Origin of the sequence: Rhodoferax sp. (assembly GCF_025354435.1) — a bacterium.
Lineage (GTDB): Bacteria > Pseudomonadota > Gammaproteobacteria > Burkholderiales > Burkholderiaceae_C > Rhodoferax_B.
Genome location: NZ_JANXMU010000007.1, coordinates 46,665 through 64,905, shown reverse-complemented (window position 1 = coordinate 64,905; position 18,241 = coordinate 46,665). Strand labels below are relative to the sequence as shown.

Here is an 18,241-nt window from a genome sequence, read left to right as displayed (position 1 = left end):
GGCTGCGGGGGCTAATCGTCTACCGAGGCACTCCAGCGGTCACCCCATCCGTGGCCTGCCTGGTCCAGGTCGCGCCGCTGGCGTTTGGTGGGGCGGCCATGGTCCAGGCTGTGGGCGGGTTCGGGGGCCAGGCGGCGCTGCTCGGCGGCGGCGGTGCGGGCCTGCAGGCTGTCGGCGGTTTCGGTGTACAGGGCCTGGGCCACCGGGGCTGGGCCCCGGGCCTGGCTGATACCCACTACCTCGATGGTGCGGAGCACCGGGCCCTGGCGCAGGGTGAGCAGGTCGCCGGGCTTGACCTCGCGCGCGGGCTTCACGTCCTGCCCGCCGATCTGCACCCGGCCTTTGTTGACTTCTTCGGTAGCCAGGCTGCGGGTTTTATAGAAGCGTGCGGCCCAGAGCCATTTGTCGATGCGGAGTTTGTCCATAGCTAGGCATTTTGGACCAAAGGCAGGCGGACTGTGGCATCCAGGCCTTGGTGCTCACCTTGCTGCACCCGGTTCACCAGCGCGATGCTGCCGCCCAGGGCCTGCACGATTTCATGGCAGATGGCCAAGCCCATGCCGGAGCCGTGCTGTACGTCCCCGGCCGAAAACGGCTGGTACAGGCGTTGGGCCAGATCGGGGCTGATGCCGGGGCCGCTGTCGGCGATGCGCAGGTGGGCCTGCGCTCCGTCGGCCACCAGCGCCACATCCAGCGCGCTGCCTGCCGGGGTTTGCTTGATGGCGTTGTGCAGCAGGTTGCGGGCCAGTTCGCGCAGCATCCAGTCGTGGGCACGCACCGGGGTGGGGGTGGTGTGGATGGCGAAGTCGATATCTTTGTCGGCCAGCAGGGGCGACAGGTCGATGGCCACCGCGCGCAGCACGGCCGACCAGTCCAGCACCTCGGCGTTGGCCTGCTGGCGCAGTTGCTCCACCTTGGCCAGGGCCAGCATCTGGTTGGCCAGCACGGCGGCACGGTCTACGGTGGCGTTGATTTCCAGCAGCGCCTGGCGTGGCTCCACATCGTTGCGCAGGGCCGACTGGACCTGGGTTTTCAACACCGCCAGCGGCGTGCGCAGCTGGTGGGCGGTGTCGCGCACAAAGCGTTTTTGGTGGTCCAGCAGGTGCTGCAAGCGGCGCATGACGTGGTTGGTGGCATCGACCAGCGGCAGCAGTTCGCGCGGTGCATCCAGGGCACTGAGGGGGGTGAGGTCGTTTTCCTGGCGGGCCTGCAGGGTTTGGCTTAAGCGGCGCACCGGGCGGGTGGCGCGCTGTACCACCAGCACTACCACCAGCGCGATGAAGGCCACCAGCCCGGCCTGCCGCCACAGGGTGTCGAGCAGAATCTGCCGCGCCAGGGTGTGGCGCAGCTCCAGGGTTTCGGCCACCTGGATGACCGCCATGCCGCGCCCGTCGCCGGTGGCCACCGGCTGCAGCAGCACGGCCACGCGCACCGGGTCGCCGTTGACGTGGTCGTCGTAAAAATCGACCAGGGCGGCGTAGGCCGGTTTGGCTGGAATGCTGCCGCGCCAGAACGGCAGCACATCGTAGCCCGACACCATCTCGCCGCGCAGGCTGGACACGCGGTAGTAGATATTGCTTTTGTTGTCGGCCTCGAAGGCTTCCAGGGCGGAATACGGCACGGTGGCGTGCAGCACGGCCGCGTCGTCGTAGCCGTCCACGTCCAACTGTTCGCCGATGGATTTGGCCGAGGCCAGCAGGGTGCGGTCGTAGGCGGTGGTGACGGCGGCCAGCGCCTGCTGGTACAGGCTGACGGTGTTGATGCCGACTACGGCGATGACCGGCAGCAGGATGCCGAGCAGCAGGGTGCGGCGCAGCGAGCGGACGGGGTGGATGGGTTGGAGGGAGTGGGCCATCATCCTTCTGCCTTCAGCAGGTAACCCAGGCCGCGCAGCGTCATCAGCCGCACGCCGGTGGTGGCGAGCTTTTTGCGCAACCGGTAGGCGATGACTTCGATGGCTTCAAACTGCACCTCTTGCGCGCCGGGGAAGACCAGTTCAAACAGCCGCTCTTTGGTGACCGCGTGGCCGGGCTGGGCCAGCAGCGGGCGCAGCAGGGCCAGCTCGCGGGGGCTGAGGTCCATGGCCTGGTCGCGGTGGTAGACCGCGCCACTCTCTTTTTCATAGCGCAAGGTGCCCACATTGATTGCGCTGGGGGCCGATTTATCTTCAAAGTCACCTGCTGTGTCTGCACTGCGCCGGGCCAGGGCGCGCAGCCGGGCTTCCAGCTCTTCCAGGTCAAAAGGTTTGGGCAGGTAGTCGTCGGCCCCGGCGTTCAGGCCCAGCACCTTGTCGCCTACCGTGCCGCGCGCGGTGAGGATCAGCACGGGGGTGCGCATGCCCGCTTTGCGGGCGGCGGCCAGCACCTGCAGGCCGTCCATGCCGGGCAGGCTCAGGTCGAGCAGCACCACGTCGGGCGGCGACTCCAGCCACAGGGCCAGGGCCTCGCGGCCATCGCCGCAGGCCTGGATGCGCATATGGCGACGGCCCAGGGCGCGGACCAGGGTGGTTTGCATGGCGGTATCGTCTTCGACAAGGAGTAAGCGCATAGGCCGCAGCCTAGCATTTCCCCTAGTACCTTTCGACAGCGAACTGACAGGCAGGCCTTGCATCATCACAATGTTAAAAATTACCAGGAGACTGCGATGCGCCGTGCTGAATTCTTGAAGTCGTTGGCCGTGCTGGCCGCTGCCGGAACCTTGCCTTTGGCCGCCCGTGCCGGGGCCAACATCAAGATGATGATCCCCGCCAACCCTGGCGGCGGCTGGGACACCACGGGCCGGGCGCTGGGCAAGGCCATCACCGACTCGCAGGCGGCAGACACCGTCAGCTTCGACAACAAGGGCGGTGCCGCCGGTGCGCTGGGGCTGGCCCAGTTTGTCAACGGCAGCAAGGGCGACCCAAATGCGCTGATGGTGATGGGCGCGGTCATGCTGGGCGGCATCATCACCGGCAAGCCGCCTGTCAGCCTGGGCCAGGCCACGCCGCTGGCGCGCCTGACCAACGAGTACAACGTGTTCGTGCTGCCGACCAACTCGCCGTTCAAAACCATGAAGGACGTGGTCGAGCAGCTCAAGAAAGACCCCGGCAGCGTGAAGTGGGGCGGTGGCTCGCGCGGCTCCACCGAGCACATTGCGGCGGCCATGATCGCCCGCGAAGTCGGGGTCGATCCGGCCAAGATCAACTATGTGGCCTTTCGGGGCGGCGGCGAGGCCACGGCGGCCATTTTGGGCGGCAATGTCACGGTGGGCGGCAGCGGCCTGAGCGAGTTTTCCGAGTACATCAAGACCGGCAAGATGCGGGCGATTGCCATGACCTCGGGCACGCGCATGAAGGGCGTGGACGTGCCCACCCTGAAAGAGCAGGGCATCAATGTCGAAATCGGCAACTGGCGTGGCGTGTACGGCGCGGGCGGCATCACCCCCGAGCAGCGCAAGGCTTTGACGGAGATCGTGCTCAAGGCCGTCAAGTCCAAGTCCTGGGCCGATGCGGTCGAGAAAAACGGCTGGACCCCATCGGTCATCTCGGGTGCCGAGTTCGAGAAGTTTGTCGATGACGACTTCGCCAGCCTGCGCGCCACCATGGTCAAGTCGGGCATGGTGTAAGCCACCATGGCATTGGCAGTCAAAAATCCCCAGACCTGGATCGGTCTGGGCACGCTGGCCGTGGGCGCGGCCATGGCCTGGGGGCCACTGGCATCAGCTCCGATGCGGGCTATGCGGGTGTGGGCCCGAACTTTCTACCCTGGGTGGTGTCGCTGGCGCTGGCGCTGTTTGGCATCTGGCTGGTGTGGGAGGCTGGCAGCGGCGGCTTTCGCTCCATGGAAGAGCCCTCGGGGGCTGCGCGGGCCGACTGGTCGGCTTTTGTCTGGGTGTCGGTGGGCATTTTGGCCAACGCCGCGCTCATCACCACCATTGGCTTTATTTTGAGCTGCACCCTGTGCTTTGTACTGGCGGTGCGCGGCTTCAAGTCGGCCGAGGGGCGCAGGGACGCATCGCTGGGCAGCTGGGTCAAGGACGCTCTGGTGGGCGCGGCCATCGCCGCCCCGGTGTACTGGATGTTTAGCAAATTGTTGGCCATTAACTTGCCGGGCCTGACACAAACGGGGTGGTTGTGATGGATGTCTGGAACCTGCTTTTACAAGGCTTTGCCACGGCGGGAACGCCGGTCAATCTGCTCTGGGCCCTGCTGGGCTGCACCCTGGGCACGGCCATCGGCGTGCTGCCCGGCATCGGCCCGGCTACGGCCGTAGCGATGCTGCTGCCCATCACCGTCAAGGTGGAGGCTACGGCCTCGATGATTTTCTTTGCGGGCATCTACTACGGCGCGATGTACGGCGGATCGACCACTTCGATTTTGCTCAACACGCCGGGCGAATCCGGCTCCATGGTCACCGCCATGGAAGGCAACAAGATGGCCAAAAACGGCCGTGCCGGTGCGGCGCTGGCGACTGCCGCCATCGGCTCGTTTGTGGCCGGCACCATTGCCACCGTGCTGGTCACGCTGTTTGCGCCGCTGGTGGCCACCTACGCCGTGCGGCTGGGCCCGCCGGAATATTTCATGCTGATGCTGTTGGCCTTTACCACCGTCAGCGCGGTGTTGGGCAAGAGCACGCTGCGCGGCCTGACCTCGCTGTTCATCGGCTTGGCTATGGGCTTGGTGGGGCTGGACCAGATCACCAGCGCGGCGCGCTACACCGGCGGGGTGTCCGAACTGATGGACGGCCTAGAAGTGGTGCTGATCGCCGTGGGCCTGTTTGCCGTGAGCGAGGCTTTGTACAACGTGATGTACGAGGGCAAAACTGTGGAAACCGCCAACCCCATGAGCAAGGTGCACATGACGGCCAGCGAATGGAAGCGCTCCTGGCCCGCCTGGCTGCGCGCTACCTTCATTGGCTTTCCGTTCGGCACCATTCCGGCCGGCGGCAGCGAGATCCCGACCTTTCTGAGCTACGCGGTGGAGAAAAAAATCTCTAAGCACAAGTCCGAATTTGGTACTACCGGCGCGATTGAAGGCGTGGCCGGGCCCGAGGCGGCCAACAACGCGGCCATCACCGCCACGCTGATTCCGCTGCTGACGCTGGGCATTCCGACCTCCAACACGGCGGCGATTTTGCTGGGCGCGTTCCAGAACTACGGCATCCAGCCCGGCCCGCAGCTGTTTGATACCAACGCCAACCTGGTCTGGGCGCTGATTGCCTCGCTCTACATTGGTAACGTGATGCTGTTGATCTTGAACCTGCCGCTGGTGGGTCTGTGGGTCAAGCTGCTGAAGATTCCCAAGCCCCAGCTGTACGCGGGCATCCTGATCTTCGCCACGGTGGGTGTCTACGGCATGCGCCAGAGCGCGTTCGATCTGGTGCTGCTGTACGGCATTGGCCTGTTGGGGGTGGTGATGCGGCGCTACGACTTCCCCACCGCTCCCGTGGTGGTCGGCATGATCCTGGGCCCGCTGGCCGAAGCGCAGATGCGCAACGCGCTGTCGATCGGCGAAGGCAAGTGGACGGTCTTCCTGGAGCGGCCCATGTCGCTGACCTTGCTGGTGGTGGTGCTGTCGGTGCTGCTGCTGCCCCGGGTGCTGAAGATGCTGGGGGCCAAGAAGGCGTTGGCCTAGAACCCGTTTACTATAAAAATAGTAGCTGCTAGCGCAGGGTGTATATGCGCTAGCGGTCTATTTCATGCATAAAAAAGCCGCATTGCTGCGGCTTTTTTTATGTATGCTGAAGGTTTACTTCAGGTGCTTGCCGATCAGGCCAGCCATTTCGAACATCGTGACTTCGTCTTTGCCGAACACGGCCTTGAGCTTGGCATCGGACTTGATGTTGCGCTTGTTGGCGGGGTTTTGCAGGTTGTGCTTCTTGATGTAGACCCACAGCTGCTTGACCACTTCGGTACGGGGCAGGGGGGTAGCGCCGACCACAGCAGCCAGTTCTTTGCTGGGGGTCAGAGCCTTCATGAAAGCTGCGTTGACGGCGCGCGCTGGAGCAGCAGCAACCTTCTTGGCGGGGGCGGTCTTGGCCGCTACTTTGGTGGCCGGAGCCGCTTTGGCTGCAGGAGCAGCTTTCTTTGCAGGAGCAGCAGATTTTGCTGGGGCTTTTTTTGCAGTTGCCATGATGGTCAGTCCTTGTTGGAGTTAGGTTCACACCAGCGAAAAACATCGTCTCCACCGGCAGACCATGATGCTAATGGAGAAAAAACCGGTTTCCCATGGGCGAAGCAACTTTTTCGCATGCGAGGGCCGTCTTTTCGCTGGTAAAGCGCTTTAAAACCGGTCCACGGACACCGGTTTTCAGTGCTTGCGAGATTTTTGCCCCGCCACCAGGATGCAAACCACCCCCAGCAGGATCACCGCGCAGGCCCGCCATTCGCGTGCTGTCACCACTTCTCCGGCCAGCACCACCCCCAAAAACAGCGCAATCAAGGGGTTCACAAACGCGTAGCTGGTAGCCAGCGCGGGCGTGGCGTGGGCCAGCAGATACAGATAGGCGCTGAAAGCCACCAGCGAGCCGGCCACCACCAGGTACACCCAGGCCGCTGTGGCCACCGCCGTGGGGGGCCAACCAGGTTGCTCGCCCAAGGCCAGGGACAGCAGCAGCAGCGCCGCGCCGCCGCACAGCATCTCGCTGGCAAAGCCTACCGGCCCCTTGGCGAGTGGCAGCCGGGTGGTGGACAGTACCGAGCCCAGCGACCAGGCCAGCGTGGCCCCGGTGATACACAGCAGCCCCACGGGCGCGGCCGCAAAGCTGGCCCCCTGCACCAGCAGGCCCACCCCCACCAGCCCGGTGGCCATGCCCAGTAGCTCCAGCCGGGTAGGGCGTTTGCCAAACAGCAGGCCCCAACCACAGGTCAGCATCGGCACCACGGCGATGAAGGTGGCGATCAGCCCCGAGCCGATGTGCAGCGATGCCTGCGCCGTCAGCCCCATGCCGCCGCCCAGCATCAGCACGCCAATCACCAGCGCGTTACGCCATTCCAGGCCACTGGGCAGGGCCTGACCGCGCGCCAGCAGCCAGGCCATCAGCAGCCCGCCCGCCGCCAGAAAGCGCGTGCCCATCTGGAAAAACGGCGGAAAACTCGGCAACGCCAGATGGATGGCCAGGTAGGTCGAGCCCCAAATCAGGTAGCAGGCCAGCAGGCCAGCAGGGCGGGCAGCAGCAGGGCGTTGGGGCGGTTGGGTAAGGATGCGGTGTGCGACATGGCCGTTATCTTAGGTAGACATGGGTGCCCACACCATGCAATATTGCTGTAAAAATCCAGGCTTGGCCTTTACTTTTAAATTGAATCAGCATGTTGACCGAAGTTACCGAATTTGATGCCTGCGATGACCGCATCCTGGGCGAGCTGCAGCGCGATGCGCGCATCACCATGGCCGAACTGGGGCGGCGCGTACACCTGAGCCAACCCGCAGTGACCGAGCGGGTGCGCAAGCTGGAGACCAGCGGGGTCATCAAGGGCTACCGCGCCGAGGTGGACCTGACGCGGCTGGGCTACGGCATCCGCGCCATCATCCGCGTGGCCCGGGCCGAGTACGCCCGGGTCGTCAAGCTGATCGAACAAACCCCCGAGGTGCTCAATGCCTACAACGTTACCGGTGAAGACAGCTGGGTGCTGGAAATTGCCGTGATCGACGTGCGGCATCTCGACGTGGTGGTCAGTAAATTTTGTATCCTTAGCCCCACCTCGACCTCCATCGTGCTGAACGCCCCGCGTGAGAACGCGCTGGTGCTGCCAGCCCGGCGGGAACCCCCACCACTGTCATCCTCATCCACTACCAAGGCGACCCCCAAATGACCGCTACTTTTTCCACCTGCGACCTGTGCGACGCACACAAAAACGACCTGACCGGCGCGTTCCGCGTGCTGGCCCCGGCGTTCCGCGATTTCGGTGCCGTCAAGAAATTCAGCGGCCAGGTGTTCAACGTGCAGTGTTTTGAAGACAACTCCCTCGTCAAGGCCGCGCTGGACACCCCCGGCAAGGGCCGGGTGCTGGTGGTGGGCGGTGGCGGTTCGCTGCGCCGGGCCTTGCTGGGCGGCAACCTGGGTGCGGCCGCCGTGGCCAATGGCTGGGCCGGTGTGGTGATCGATGGCTGCGTGCGCGACGTGGCCGAGCTGGCCGAGCTGCAGGTCGGCATCCGCGCCCTGGCCGCCCTGCCCATGCCCACCGAGAAGCGCAACCAGGGCCAAAGCAATGTGGCCGTGCACATCCAGGGCACCTGGGTGATGCCGGGCGAATGGCTGTACGCCGACGAAGACGGCATCGTGGTGGGAGCCAAAGCGCTGGTCTAGGTGCGTGCTATTTAAAATGTAGCTTCTGGCGTAGGTTCTATATACGCTAGAAGCCTATTGCTTATAAATTTTCTCGCGGGCCGAAAGTTCTTTCAAGGGCTTTGCGTGGAAGTCGGGAGCCGGTGGTCGATGCTCGTGGATCCGTATCGACCGCCGATGCTTAGGTTTTGCCAATCACCGCGATAAACCTTCCTCTGCGCTTTTTGTTGAAAAAGTCACAGCCCCTGCTGGATTGTTGGATAAAAATAGACTCCTCAGTCACGTTATGACTTCGGAGAATTAATTTCCAAATTAAATAGCGAACAATTTAATTGTTGGCTATTTTTTATGGGCATTCGACGGAGCCATGCGCCAGCGGACCACGCAGCTTTTAAGTCACTTTTATGCACAACACGTCTTCATTTTTTTCGCGTCTTTTCGGTACACGGGCTTCCGCACGGCGCCAGCTTGAGGCGTTGTACCGGAACCAGGCGGTGATCGAATTCACGGTGGATGGCCACATCCTGGCGGCCAACGGCCAGTTTCTGCAACTCATGGGTTATTCCCTGGCCGATGTGCGGGGCAAGCACCACCGTCTTTTTGTGGATCCCGCCGAGCACCAGACGGTTGCGTACGCGGAATTCTGGGAGCGTCTGCGCCGGGGCGAGGCCTTTGTCGGGCGCTGCCGCCGGATTGCCGGTGGCGGCGGCGATGTCTGGCTGCAGGCCAATTACAGCCCGATTCTTGATGCCTTCGGCCGGGTGGAGCGGGTGGTCAAATATGCCACCGACATCACGGCGCGGTTCGAGGCTACGCGGATAGTGCAAGGGGCGTTCGAACAACTCCAGCGCTTGGTCAAAGAAAGTGTCAGCCAGGCCCATGACGCGCACAGCCACACGCGCCAAGTGACATCGACGGCCCGTGAGGGTGCACATGCGTCAGAAGAAGCCATGGTCACCATGCAGCAGATCCAGGAGGACTCCAAGCGCATCTCTGAGATTGTTGGGCTCATCGACGGCATTGCGTTTCAGACGAATCTGCTGGCGCTCAATGCGGCCGTCGAGGCTGCCCGTGCCGGCGAACAAGGCCGTGGTTTTGCCGTCGTGGCCGGGGAGGTGCGCAATCTGGCCCAGCGCAGTGCCAATGCGGCGCGCGAGATCAAGAGCCTGATTTCCAGTTCGGCGGAACGTGTGCAGCTCGGCAATGCCAAGGTGCAGGAGTCCGGGCGGGTGATGCAAGAGGTGCAGGAGTTCGCCAGCCGAGCCACCGACATCATGGAAAAGATCGTCAAGGATTCGCGCGCGCAGGAATCCCGCCTGGGTGCCGTCCACCAGGCGGTGGCCCAGCTGGAAGCGGCGGATAGTTCGCCGCGCGTGCGTTCAGCAAGCGCCCAGGCCCCGGTTCAGGCCGCACTGCGTACCGGGCTCAGACCCCACACCCCAGGGCAGCGGCGATTGGAGGCATTTTGAGCCCCCCGTTTTCTATGGACCGGGAGGATCGCAGCCCTTACCACGTGGCTGATATGGCCTGCATGGCCGCGTGTGAAGAGGCCGATCGGTTATTCGCCCTGCAGGCTACGCGGCTGGTGAACTCGGCCGAGAGCGAGGACTTTGACCGCATCACGCGGCTGGCGGCAGAGTTCTTCGGTATGCCGACGGCCCTGGTATCGCTGGTCACTGCAGACACGCAGTGGTTCAAGTCGCGTGTGGGCATGGAGCCCAGGCACACCGAGAGAGCCGCGGCCTTTTGCGACTTCACTATCCAGACACCCGCGGTGCTGGTGGTGGAAGATGCCAGCCAGGACGACAGATTCATTCGCAACCGGCTGGTGACGGCGGCTCCAGGCATCCGTTTTTATGCCGGTGCACCGCTCATCAACGCCACCGGCCAGGCCTTGGGCAGTTTGTGCGTGATCGATTACAAACCGCGGACCTTTTCCCCCGCACAAAGACGGCAGTTGGCTGATATGGCCAAACTGGTGATGGCACAAATTGATCTTTTCCAATCGGCCGGGCGGGTCCACGACGTAACCCGGCTGCCGAACCGGGCGCAGTGGGCTGCCGACATGGACGAGCTTGTGGCGGTCGGTGATGCCGGTTCGCACACGCTGGTGCTGGTCGACATCATGGGCCACGCCCGCCTGCAGAGTGCCTTGCTGGCGGTGGGCATCACCGCGGTGGAGGTGGGCGATCGCGACACGCTTGCTGGAGATCCTGCATGGCCGTTCACCGCTGTACCACGTAAGCGATACCCGGTTCGCGTTCGTCCTTCGGGGTGACGATGCGGCTGCCCATGCAGTGGCGATTAAGCAGATCCTCAGCGATCTGAGCCAGCCCATTTCCACCGGCGGCATGTCTGTCGAACTGGACCTTGAATGTGGCGTGGTGGTGTTTGAATCCAGCTGCGCCGATGCCAGTGATGTACTGCGCAAGGCCACCTCGGCCATGTACCAGGCCGAACTCCGACAGCTGCCTTTCCTGGTGTACAACGCCAGCTTTGACGAAACCCATCGGCGCGTGTACGCGATGCTGCGGGCGATTCCGACGGCCCTGGCCCATGGTGAGTTTCGCCTGGTGTACCAGCCGAAACTCGATGTGGCTTTGGGACGCTTTACGGCAGTCGAGGCACTGATCCGCTGGCGCAGCCCCAAGTGGGGCGTGGTGTCGCCCGCAGAGTTCATTCCCGCCATCGAGAACACCGCCACCATCCATTTGCTGACCGAATGGGTGCTGCATACCGCGCTGGCGCAGACGGCTGCCTGGCAGGCCCAGGGGCTGTACACCTCCGTGGCGGTCAACGTCTCTGCCAGAAACCTGGAGCACCCGCATTTCGTGAAGATCGTCCGCAATGCCTGCCGGACCCACGGTGTCGATCCACGGCATCTGGATATCGAATGCACCGAGAACGCAGTGCTGACCGGTGAGCGCAGCCTGGGCGTGCTGGCAGAGCTGCGGGACCTGGGCGTTCAGGCGTCTTTGGACGACTTTGGCGTGGGCTATTCCAACCTGGCTTGCCTGCAGAGTTTGCCGGTCGGTTTGCTGAAGATTGACCAGTCGCTGGTGAAGCCAATCGCCGACAACTACCGGGCCTGGACGCTGCTGCAGTCCCTGATTTCGCTGGGCCACACCCTGGGTTACCGTGTGCTGGCGGAAGGTGTTGAGACCGCCGACATCTATGCCCTGCTGGCAGACGCAGGGTGTGATGCCATGCAAGGCTACTTTCTGTCGAAACCCGTGGAAGCGGGCGAGGTGCTGGCCTTCATGCGGGACCAAAGGACGGCCCTGGTCGCGCTCCCGCGGCGTGAGCTGGGCTCGACTTTTGCCGCTTTGGCCGCCTGCAAAGCAGCTTGACGGCACGCGGGATCTGCACACCTGGGAGGTGCCGCCGGTAGCATGCGGTTGATTTGCTATGTATTTAATAGCATATGGTGTATATGGAATATGCGCTAGCGGCCTATTTTTTATAAAAATCTTAGGGCTGACGAAACCCCTGCAGCGCCTTGCACATCCAGTCGATGAAGACCCGGGTGCGGGTGGGCAGCAGCCGGGCGTGCGGCAGCACCAGGCTCAAGGGGCGGGGTGGCGACTCATAGTCTTCCAGCAAGATCTGCAGCCGCTGGTCGGCCAGGTAGGGTGCCACTTGGTACGACAAAAACATGCCCACGCCCATGCCGGCCACGCAGGCTTCCACGGCGGGCGCGATCTGGTTGAAGTCCAGGTTGCCGCTGACGCTGATGCTGAACGGGCGGCCTTTGTCCTTTTTGTCGATAAACGGCCCCCAACTGGGGTTATTGCCGGTGCGGCGCACGCAGTTGGCCCTTAGCAGGTCTTTGGGGTGCCGGGGCACCCCGGCGCGCGCCAGGTAGTCGGAGCTGGCCACCACCACCCGGCGGATGTGGCCCAGGGTGTGCGCCACCAGCGACGAATCCTCCAGCGGCCCGATGCGGATGCCCACGTCAATGCCTTCTTCCAGCAGGTTCACCACCCGGTCGTACAGCAGCACGCTGCAGCGCATCTGCGGATAGCGCTGCACAAAGCGCGTCACCGCCGGGGCCACGTGCATCTGGCCAAACTGCACCGGTGCGGTGATGGTGAGTTGGCCTGCGGGTTCGCGGGCATCGGCCTTCAACGCCGCCTCGGCATCGTGCAAGCTGGCCAGTACCTGGCGGCAACTGTCCAGGTGGCGGCGGCCCTCTTCGGTGAGCGCGATGCGCCGGGTGGTGCGCTGGAACAGGCGCACGCCCAAGTCCGCCTCCAGCGCCGCCAGCGCGCGCACCACGGCGGGCAGGGACGTATCCAGCGCCAGCGCGGCGGCGGTCAGGCTGCCCTGGTCGGCAATCTGCACAAAGGTCTGCATGGCTTTGAGTTTGTCCATGCGGCGCATATTAATCCGTTATGTGGAGTAGTTAAATGCATTCCAGACCATTTATCTCTTCGAGTGGAGTAAACACAATGGACCTCTCTGCAAGCCCTAGAAAGAATCCCATGCCCATCCAGCTCTACCGCCATGCCGTTTCTGGCCACTCCCACCGCGTGCAACTCATGCTGTCGCTGCTGAACCTGCCCTGCGAACTGGTCGACGTTGACCTGCTGGCCGGGGCCCACAAAGCCCCGGCGTTTCTGGCCCTGAACGCCTTTGGCCAGGTGCCGGTGCTGCAGGACGGCGATGTCACCCTGGCCGATTCCAACGCCATCCTGGTCTACCTGGCCAGCCGCTACGCCCAGCCCGGCACCTGGCTGCCCACCGAGCCGGTGGCCGCTGCACAGGTGCAGCACTGGCTGTCGGTGGCGGCCGGGCCGCTGGCCTTTGGCCCGGCGGTGGCGCGGGTGATCCAGCTGTTCCAGCGGCCCACCGATCCGGCCGATGCCATGGCCCGCGCCACGCAACTGTTTGGGGTGATGGAGGCGCATCTGCAGCAGTCCGACTACCTGGTGGGCAGTACACCCACCATTGCCGACATCGCCAACTACAGCTACACCGCCCACGCGCCCGAAGGCAATGTCTCGCTGGAGCCGTATCCGCAGATCCGCGTCTGGCTGGCCCGCATCGAGGCCTTGCCAGGCTTTGTGCCGATGGTGCGCAGCCGTATCGGGTTGCTGGTATGACAGCCGCCTTCCACGCGGGAGAAGTCGCCCTGCAGCAGCGCGCAGGCGAGGCCCAGCGCATGGCCGAGGTGGGGCCGCGCGTCATCCGCAGCTACATGCCCGACCAGCACCGCGACTTCTTCGCCCAGTTGCCCTTTGTGGTGCTGGGCAGCGTGGACGCGCAGAGCCAGCCCTGGGCCTCGGTGGTGGCTGCGCCCCCCGGCTTCATCCGTTCGCCCGATGCCAGTCGGCTGCGGGTGGACGCCTTGCCTGCCGCATCCGACCCGCTGGCGCGCCATCTGGCCGAGGGTGCGTCCATCGGCATGCTGGGCATCGAGCCCCACACCCGGCGGCGCAACCGCGTGAATGGCCGTGTCACGGCGCTAGACGGCAGCGGATTCGGCCTGGCGGTGGAGCAAAGCTTTGGCAATTGCCCCAAATACATCCAGGCCCGCGAGCCGGTCTACGCCGAGCCGGTGAACGAAGGCGCTGCCATCGTGGGCACGCAGCTGGATGCCGTCGCCCTGCGCCTGGTGCAAGGTGCCGACACCTTTTTCATCGCCAGCGCCCACCCCGGCGCATCGCAAGAAGGGGAGCACGGCGTAGACGTGTCGCACCGCGGCGGCAAGCCCGGCTTTGTGCGGGTGGACCAGGATGCCGCGGGCCAGCAGTGGCTGACCGTGCCCGATCTGGTGGGCAACTACTTTTTCAACACCCTGGGCAACCTGCTGCTGCAGCCGCAGGCGGGCCTGCTGTTCATCGACTTTGAAACCGGCGACCTGCTGCACCTGGCCGTGCGTGCCGAGATCGTCTGGGACGGCCCGGAGCTGGCCCGCTACCCCGGTGCCCAGCGGCTGCTGCGCATGCAGGTACAGCAGGTGCTGCGGCGACCGGCGGCGCTGGCGCTGCGTTGGGGTGCGGCAAGCCTGTCGCCTGCGCTGGACGGCACGGGCGGCTGGGCTCAGGCTGGCGCGTAGGCCCGCTGTGCCAAAGCCCGTGCCAGCACCTGTGCCGGGTTGAACAACGGCAGATCGGCGGTTTGGGCCAGGCCGTCCAGGGCCAGCGGAATCTCGGTGCAACCCAGCACCAGCGCGGCACCGCCATGGCGTTGCGCCAAGGCCTGGGCCACTTCGCTCAAGCAGCGCTGCGCCAGCGGCATATTGCCCGCTTTCACGCCGTCGTAAATGCCATGCATGATGCGCGCGCGCTCGGTGGCCGTGGGCAGGTGGCAGTGCACGCCGACGCGGGCCAGGGCCTGCCCATACACGCCGCTGCGGTAGGTACCCTCGGTGGCCATCAGCGCCGCGGCGGGCACCTGGCGGGCGGCCAGCGTGCGCGCCATTTCGTCGGCGATGTGCAGCACATCCAGCTGCGGAAACCGGTCTTGCAAACGGCTGTGCCAGGCATGGGCCGTGTTGCAGGGCATGGCCACGCAGCGTGCACCCAGGGCGGCCAGGCGGCCCAGGGCCTGCAGCATCGGCTCCAGCGGCTGCTGCGCGCCGAACGCATCGGCTTCCAGCGCCCGTGTGCGGTCGGGCACCGGCACCTGGGCCAGCCAGTGCTCGGGGAAGCTCTGGTCGCTCACCGCCAGGCCCTGGCCCTGCAGATGTTCCACGCAAGACTGCACGAACAGGCGCACAAAGTCCGCCCCGGCGGCGGGCCCCATGCCGCCCAGAATGCCTACGACTTGCATGGTCAGACGGTCGGTTTGTCGCTGAGGGCCTTGAGGTTGTCGCGCAGCTCTTTGCTCATCGGCAGGTTCAGGTTCTGGCCCCTGGGCGGAATCGGCGATATGAACCACTTGGTGTAGAGCTTTTCGAACTGGCCGGACTTCACCATGCCGCCGATCACACCGTTGACCAGCTGCTGGAACTGCGGGTCGTCCTTGCGCAGCATGCAGGCGTAGGGCTCGACCTGCAGCGAATCACCCACCACCTCCCATTCGGCCGGATTCTTGGCGTTAGCGATCAGGCCGAACAGCAGGATGTCGTCCATGGCAAAAGCTACGGCCCGGCCACTGTCGACCAGCAGCATGGCATCGTCATGGTCTTTGCCGAGCTGGATATCCATGCCCAGGTTCTTTTCCAGGTTGTACTTGCGGATCACCTGGGCGTTGGTGGTACCCGTGGTGCTGGCCACGTTCTTCTTGGCCAGATCGGCGTAGTTTTTGATGCCCGAGGCCTTCTTTACCAGCAACCGGGTGCCGGTGTAGAAATGGTTGATGGCGAACTGCACATCTTTGCCGCGCACCGTGTTGTTGGTGGTGGAGCCGCACTCCAGGTCGATGGTGCCGTTTTGCAGCAGTGGAATGCGGTTTTGCGAGGTTACGGCCTGCAGCGCGACTTTCAGGTCGGGTTTTTTCAGCTGTTTTTTCACCGCGTCCGCCACGGCGTTGGCGATGTCCACTGAAAACCCTTCGGGTGTGCTGCCTGCGGCTAGGTAGCTGAACGGCACCGACGACTCGCGGTAGGCCAGAGTGATCTGGCCCGATTCGGCAATTTTCTGCAGCGTGTCGGCACCGGCCGGTAGGGCTGCTGCCAGGCTGGCGGTCAAAACCAATGTGGACAAAAGAGAAGTTGCTTGCATGGGGGCCCTTGGAATAGAGGTGGTTGGGGGAAGCTGGGGGCAGTTTAGGAGCGGCGGCCCGCCTGGGACAGTGCCGTTTTCGGGGCAGGGTATGACCGAAAGTTATGGGTGTGTAGGCGGCTTGGGCATAACTTTTGCTGATAGACACCAGGGCGTTTGGCATTGGCCGGATCCGGTGCGTTTGCCTACAGTCGATGCAAGATCAACCAGGGTGAACGCAGATGCATGTATGTGTTTTAGGGGCCGGTATCGTTGGGCTGGCCACGGCCTATGTGCTGCGCCAGCAGGGGCTGGAGGTGACGGTGGTAGACCGCGCCACGCCCGGTGCCGGTGCCAGCGGCGGCAATGGGGCCCAGCTCAGCTACAGCTATGTGCAGCCGCTGGCCGACCCCGGCATCTGGCGGCAACTGCCCAAGCTCTTGCTGTCTGCCGACTCGCCCTTGAAGCTGCAGCCGCAGTGGGACCCGCAGCAGTGGCGCTGGGGCCTGGCCTTTCTGCGCGCCTGCAATGCCCGCACCTCGGCCCGCAGCACGGCGCAGCTGCTGCAGCTGGCGGCCCGCAGCCGGGTGGGCTTTGAGGCCATGCTGCAGGACCTGGCGCTGGACTGCGACTTCAGCCGCACCGGCAAGCTGGTGGTGTACCGCAGCACAGCGGCCCTGGCGGCGGCGGGCCAGCAGGTGGCGCTGCAGCAGCGCCTGGGCAGCCTGCAGGAGGTCGTATCGCCGCAGCGCTGCGTGGAACTGGAGCCGGCGCTGCAGCATGACCAGGCCCGCATGGTGGGCGCGGTCTACACCCCGGATGAATGCGCCACCGATTGCCTGAAGGTCTGCGTGGGCCTGCATACCGCGCTGCAGCAGCGCGGGGTGCGGTTTGTGCTGGGTGCCGAGGTGCTGGGCGTGGTACGCCAGGGGGCCCGCATCCGCAGCGTGCAGACCACGGCGGGCGCGGTACAGGCCGACCAATTTGTGCTGGCCCTGGGCAGCGCCAGCCCGGCCCTGGCCCGCCAGGTGGGCCTGCAGGTGCCGGTGTATCCGCTCAAGGGCTACAGCATCACCCTGGACATTGGCGATGCGCCGCACTCTGCCCCACGGGTCAGCGTGACCGACGCGGCGCGCAAGGTGGTGTTTGCCCGCATCGGCCACCGCCTGCGCGTGGCGGGCATGGCCGAGCTGGTGGGGCAAGACCGCCGCATCCCAGCCGCGCGCATCCAAAGCCTGCTGGACAGCACGCGTGCGCTGTTCCCCGACTGCGTGCCCGGTGCGGATGTGCAGCCCTGGACCGGCATGCGCCCGGCCACGCCCACCGGTCTGCCGCTGGTGGGGCGGCAGGCGCAGGGGCCGGAGAACCTGCTGCTCAACACCGGGCACGGGGCCCTGGGCTTGACGCTGGCGTTTGGCACGGCCCAGGTGCTGGCCGATGGCTTGTTGGGCCGGGATGCCGTCAGCGCAAGGCCGTTTCGACCACCTGCTGCACACACTGCGTCATCGCGCTGGCCAACAGGGAGCTTGGGCGGTTCACCGCACGCAAGGCCTTGATGGGCACCACGATCTGCGGCTCCAGCACCAGCACGTCGACCTTGGTGCTATCGGCCGACAAGGCGGTGCAACTGTCCACCAGGGCCACGGCCAGGGCCGCGTGGTAGGTTTGCACCGTGACGGCCGATACCAGGCCGACACCGGCCTCGCGGCAGGCGTGGCTGAGGGTTGAGCCCACCGGGTCGCGCACATCGATATTCACCACCGGCGTGTGGGCCAGGTCGGTCAGGTGCACCACGCCTTGCTGGACCTGCTGGGCGCTGAACACGCCCTTGGGGGCCACGCAGACCATGCGGCCATCGGCCAGGTGCCGCTGCTCCAGCGATGGGTGGGCGATGGCACTGAAGACAAAGCCCACATCGGCCTCCTGCAGCACCAGCGACGAGATGATCTGCGGCGAGTGCAGCGCGTCCATGGTCACCACCACGTTCGGATGCTGCTGGCGGAACAACTGCAGCGCCAGCGGCAGCACCGTCAGGATGTGCAGTTCGCCGTCCTGGTGGCCGCGCTTAAGGCTATTGGCCAGGCGCTGCACATCGTCCAGCTGGGCAAACAGGCGCTCGATGTGCGGGTACAGGGTCTGCGCCTCGTTGGTCGGGGTGAGTCGTCCCTTGGTGCGCTGGAACAGCGGAAAGCCCAGCTGCAGCTCGGCATGCGCCAGCACCCGGCTGACGGCGGGTTGGGTCACGTTGATCAGCCGCGCCGCCGCGCTGACGCTGCCCGTCAGCATGATGGCGTTGAAGACTTCGATGTGGCGCAGACGCATGGGAACTCC

The 18,241-nt window shown here is 64.8% G+C and carries 19 protein-coding genes and 1 pseudogene; 11 read left to right on the top strand and 9 right to left on the bottom strand.

Translation table 11 applies throughout. The annotated features are described in order from the left end of the window. Positions 1-11: 11 nt before the first annotated feature. The 3 genes from Q0T48_RS01485 to Q0T48_RS01475 are packed head-to-tail and all read right to left on the bottom strand — an operon-like array spanning position 12 to position 2,547. Positions 12-425 (bottom strand): S4 domain-containing protein, encoded by a 414-nt coding sequence (locus Q0T48_RS01485; RefSeq protein WP_295951384.1) that lies wholly within the window; start codon positions 423-425, stop codon positions 12-14. Between the two features lie 2 nt (positions 426-427). Then, positions 428-1,855: a sensor histidine kinase gene (locus tag Q0T48_RS01480; protein ID WP_295951382.1), complete on the bottom strand. Its 1,428-nt coding sequence runs from the start codon at positions 1,853-1,855 to the stop codon at positions 428-430. After that, entirely contained in the window at positions 1,855-2,547 is a 693-nt protein-coding gene (locus tag Q0T48_RS01475) for a response regulator transcription factor (RefSeq protein WP_295951377.1), read from the bottom strand. The genes Q0T48_RS01480 and Q0T48_RS01475 overlap by 1 nt, the downstream gene beginning before the upstream one ends. Before the next feature lie 96 nt (positions 2,548-2,643). Between Q0T48_RS01475 and Q0T48_RS01470 the strand changes: the two genes are divergently transcribed. From Q0T48_RS01470 to Q0T48_RS01460, 3 genes and pseudogenes are all read left to right on the top strand, one after another. Continuing rightward, complete coding sequence (locus Q0T48_RS01470; protein WP_295951374.1) at positions 2,644-3,603, top strand: tripartite tricarboxylate transporter substrate-binding protein; 960 nt, start codon at positions 2,644-2,646, stop codon at positions 3,601-3,603. 6 nt (positions 3,604-3,609) lie between these two features. Next, positions 3,610-4,115 (top strand): annotated as a pseudogene (locus Q0T48_RS01465) (tripartite tricarboxylate transporter TctB family protein). Further along, a complete protein-coding gene (locus tag Q0T48_RS01460) occupies positions 4,115-5,611 on the top strand; it encodes a tripartite tricarboxylate transporter permease (protein ID WP_295951371.1) in 1,497 nt (498 codons plus the stop codon). Before Q0T48_RS01465 ends, Q0T48_RS01460 begins: the two are co-directional and overlap by 1 nt. Positions 5,612-5,725: 114 nt before the next feature. Here Q0T48_RS01460 and Q0T48_RS01455 read toward each other — a convergent pair whose 3' ends face one another. Both Q0T48_RS01455 and yedA read right to left on the bottom strand, forming a co-directional pair. Beyond that, positions 5,726-6,109, bottom strand: a complete 384-nt coding sequence (locus Q0T48_RS01455; protein ID WP_295951369.1) for an SWIB/MDM2 domain-containing protein — start codon at positions 6,107-6,109, stop codon at positions 5,726-5,728. A 177-nt stretch (positions 6,110-6,286) separates the two neighbouring features. Continuing rightward, positions 6,287-7,180, bottom strand: a complete 894-nt coding sequence (gene yedA, locus Q0T48_RS01450) for a drug/metabolite exporter YedA (protein ID WP_295951641.1) — start codon at positions 7,178-7,180, stop codon at positions 6,287-6,289. A 104-nt stretch (positions 7,181-7,284) separates the two neighbouring features. Here yedA and Q0T48_RS01445 point away from each other — a divergent pair, with 104 nt between their 5' ends. The 5 genes from Q0T48_RS01445 (at position 7,285) to Q0T48_RS01425 (ending at position 11,611) form a co-directional block, all read left to right on the top strand. After that, on the top strand, positions 7,285-7,788 hold the full coding sequence (locus Q0T48_RS01445) for an Lrp/AsnC family transcriptional regulator (protein ID WP_295951366.1): 504 nt from the start codon (positions 7,285-7,287) through the stop codon (positions 7,786-7,788). Further along, positions 7,785-8,282 carry a ribonuclease E activity regulator RraA gene (gene rraA, locus Q0T48_RS01440; RefSeq protein WP_295951363.1) on the top strand — a complete coding sequence of 166 codons (498 nt, stop codon included), beginning with the start codon at positions 7,785-7,787 and terminating at the stop codon, positions 8,280-8,282. Before Q0T48_RS01445 ends, rraA begins: the two co-directional genes overlap by 4 nt. A gap of 473 nt (positions 8,283-8,755) precedes the next feature. Further along, positions 8,756-9,730 (top strand): PAS domain-containing methyl-accepting chemotaxis protein, encoded by a 975-nt coding sequence (locus Q0T48_RS01435; protein ID WP_295951360.1) that lies wholly within the window; start codon positions 8,756-8,758, stop codon positions 9,728-9,730. Positions 9,731-9,744: 14 nt separating this feature from the next. Continuing rightward, positions 9,745-10,539: a GAF domain-containing protein gene (locus Q0T48_RS01430; protein WP_295951357.1), complete on the top strand. Its 795-nt coding sequence runs from the start codon at positions 9,745-9,747 to the stop codon at positions 10,537-10,539. After that, positions 10,463-11,611 carry a GGDEF domain-containing phosphodiesterase gene (locus Q0T48_RS01425; protein WP_295951356.1) on the top strand — a complete coding sequence of 383 codons (1,149 nt, stop codon included), beginning with the start codon at positions 10,463-10,465 and terminating at the stop codon, positions 11,609-11,611. Before Q0T48_RS01430 ends, Q0T48_RS01425 begins: the two co-directional genes overlap by 77 nt. A 121-nt stretch (positions 11,612-11,732) precedes the next feature. Here the strand turns inward: Q0T48_RS01425 and Q0T48_RS01420 are convergent, their stop codons facing one another. Next, the gene (locus Q0T48_RS01420) at positions 11,733-12,635 is read right to left on the bottom strand and encodes a LysR family transcriptional regulator (protein ID WP_295951353.1); all 903 of its coding nucleotides are present in this window, start codon (positions 12,633-12,635) and stop codon (positions 11,733-11,735) included. 110 nt (positions 12,636-12,745) lie between these two features. Here Q0T48_RS01420 and Q0T48_RS01415 point away from each other — a divergent pair, with 110 nt between their 5' ends. Both Q0T48_RS01415 and Q0T48_RS01410 read left to right on the top strand, forming a co-directional pair. Next, positions 12,746-13,366, top strand: coding sequence for a glutathione S-transferase family protein (locus Q0T48_RS01415; RefSeq protein ID WP_295951350.1), 621 nt, complete (start codon positions 12,746-12,748; stop codon positions 13,364-13,366). Next, positions 13,363-14,322, top strand: a complete 960-nt coding sequence (locus tag Q0T48_RS01410) for a pyridoxamine 5'-phosphate oxidase family protein (protein ID WP_295951348.1) — start codon at positions 13,363-13,365, stop codon at positions 14,320-14,322. The genes Q0T48_RS01415 and Q0T48_RS01410 overlap by 4 nt, the downstream gene beginning before the upstream one ends. On the opposite strand, the gene Q0T48_RS01405 is transcribed toward Q0T48_RS01410, so the two are convergent. Together Q0T48_RS01405 and Q0T48_RS01400 are read right to left on the bottom strand one after the other, a co-directional pair. Then, on the bottom strand, positions 14,307-15,038 hold the full coding sequence (locus Q0T48_RS01405) for an amino acid racemase (RefSeq protein WP_295951346.1): 732 nt from the start codon (positions 15,036-15,038) through the stop codon (positions 14,307-14,309). The two genes, Q0T48_RS01410 and Q0T48_RS01405, sit on opposite strands and share 16 nt — an antisense overlap. Positions 15,039-15,040: 2 nt before the next feature. Continuing rightward, a complete protein-coding gene (locus tag Q0T48_RS01400; protein WP_295951343.1) occupies positions 15,041-15,931 on the bottom strand; it encodes a transporter substrate-binding domain-containing protein in 891 nt (296 codons plus the stop codon). A gap of 221 nt (positions 15,932-16,152) precedes the next feature. On the opposite strand from Q0T48_RS01400, the gene Q0T48_RS01395 reads away from it, so the two are divergent. Beyond that, positions 16,153-17,466: a D-amino acid dehydrogenase gene (locus tag Q0T48_RS01395; protein ID WP_295951341.1), complete on the top strand. Its 1,314-nt coding sequence runs from the start codon at positions 16,153-16,155 to the stop codon at positions 17,464-17,466. On the opposite strand, the gene Q0T48_RS01390 is transcribed toward Q0T48_RS01395, so the two are convergent. Further along, positions 17,372-18,232 (bottom strand): LysR substrate-binding domain-containing protein, encoded by an 861-nt coding sequence (locus tag Q0T48_RS01390; RefSeq protein ID WP_295951339.1) that lies wholly within the window; start codon positions 18,230-18,232, stop codon positions 17,372-17,374. The two genes, Q0T48_RS01395 and Q0T48_RS01390, sit on opposite strands and share 95 nt — an antisense overlap. Positions 18,233-18,241: the final 9 nt, after the last annotated feature.

Coding starts and splice junctions, on each gene's coding strand:
- Q0T48_RS01485 (WP_295951384.1), bottom strand. CDS start 425: ATGGACAAACTCCGCATCGACAAATGGCTCTGGGCCGCACGCTTCTAT.
- Q0T48_RS01480 (WP_295951382.1), bottom strand. CDS start 1,855: ATGGCCCACTCCCTCCAACCCATCCACCCCGTCCGCTCGCTGCGCCGC.
- Q0T48_RS01475 (WP_295951377.1), bottom strand. CDS start 2,547: ATGCGCTTACTCCTTGTCGAAGACGATACCGCCATGCAAACCACCCTG.
- Q0T48_RS01470 (WP_295951374.1), top strand. CDS start 2,644: ATGCGCCGTGCTGAATTCTTGAAGTCGTTGGCCGTGCTGGCCGCTGCC.
- Q0T48_RS01460 (WP_295951371.1), top strand. CDS start 4,115: ATGGATGTCTGGAACCTGCTTTTACAAGGCTTTGCCACGGCGGGAACG.
- Q0T48_RS01455 (WP_295951369.1), bottom strand. CDS start 6,109: ATGGCAACTGCAAAAAAAGCCCCAGCAAAATCTGCTGCTCCTGCAAAG.
- Q0T48_RS01445 (WP_295951366.1), top strand. CDS start 7,285: ATGTTGACCGAAGTTACCGAATTTGATGCCTGCGATGACCGCATCCTG.
- rraA (WP_295951363.1), top strand. CDS start 7,785: ATGACCGCTACTTTTTCCACCTGCGACCTGTGCGACGCACACAAAAAC.
- Q0T48_RS01430 (WP_295951357.1), top strand. CDS start 9,745: ATGGACCGGGAGGATCGCAGCCCTTACCACGTGGCTGATATGGCCTGC.
- Q0T48_RS01420 (WP_295951353.1), bottom strand. CDS start 12,635: ATGGACAAACTCAAAGCCATGCAGACCTTTGTGCAGATTGCCGACCAG.
- Q0T48_RS01415 (WP_295951350.1), top strand. CDS start 12,746: ATGCCCATCCAGCTCTACCGCCATGCCGTTTCTGGCCACTCCCACCGC.
- Q0T48_RS01410 (WP_295951348.1), top strand. CDS start 13,363: ATGACAGCCGCCTTCCACGCGGGAGAAGTCGCCCTGCAGCAGCGCGCA.
- Q0T48_RS01405 (WP_295951346.1), bottom strand. CDS start 15,038: ATGCAAGTCGTAGGCATTCTGGGCGGCATGGGGCCCGCCGCCGGGGCG.
- Q0T48_RS01400 (WP_295951343.1), bottom strand. CDS start 15,931: ATGCAAGCAACTTCTCTTTTGTCCACATTGGTTTTGACCGCCAGCCTG.
- Q0T48_RS01395 (WP_295951341.1), top strand. CDS start 16,153: ATGCATGTATGTGTTTTAGGGGCCGGTATCGTTGGGCTGGCCACGGCC.
- Q0T48_RS01390 (WP_295951339.1), bottom strand. CDS start 18,232: ATGCGTCTGCGCCACATCGAAGTCTTCAACGCCATCATGCTGACGGGC.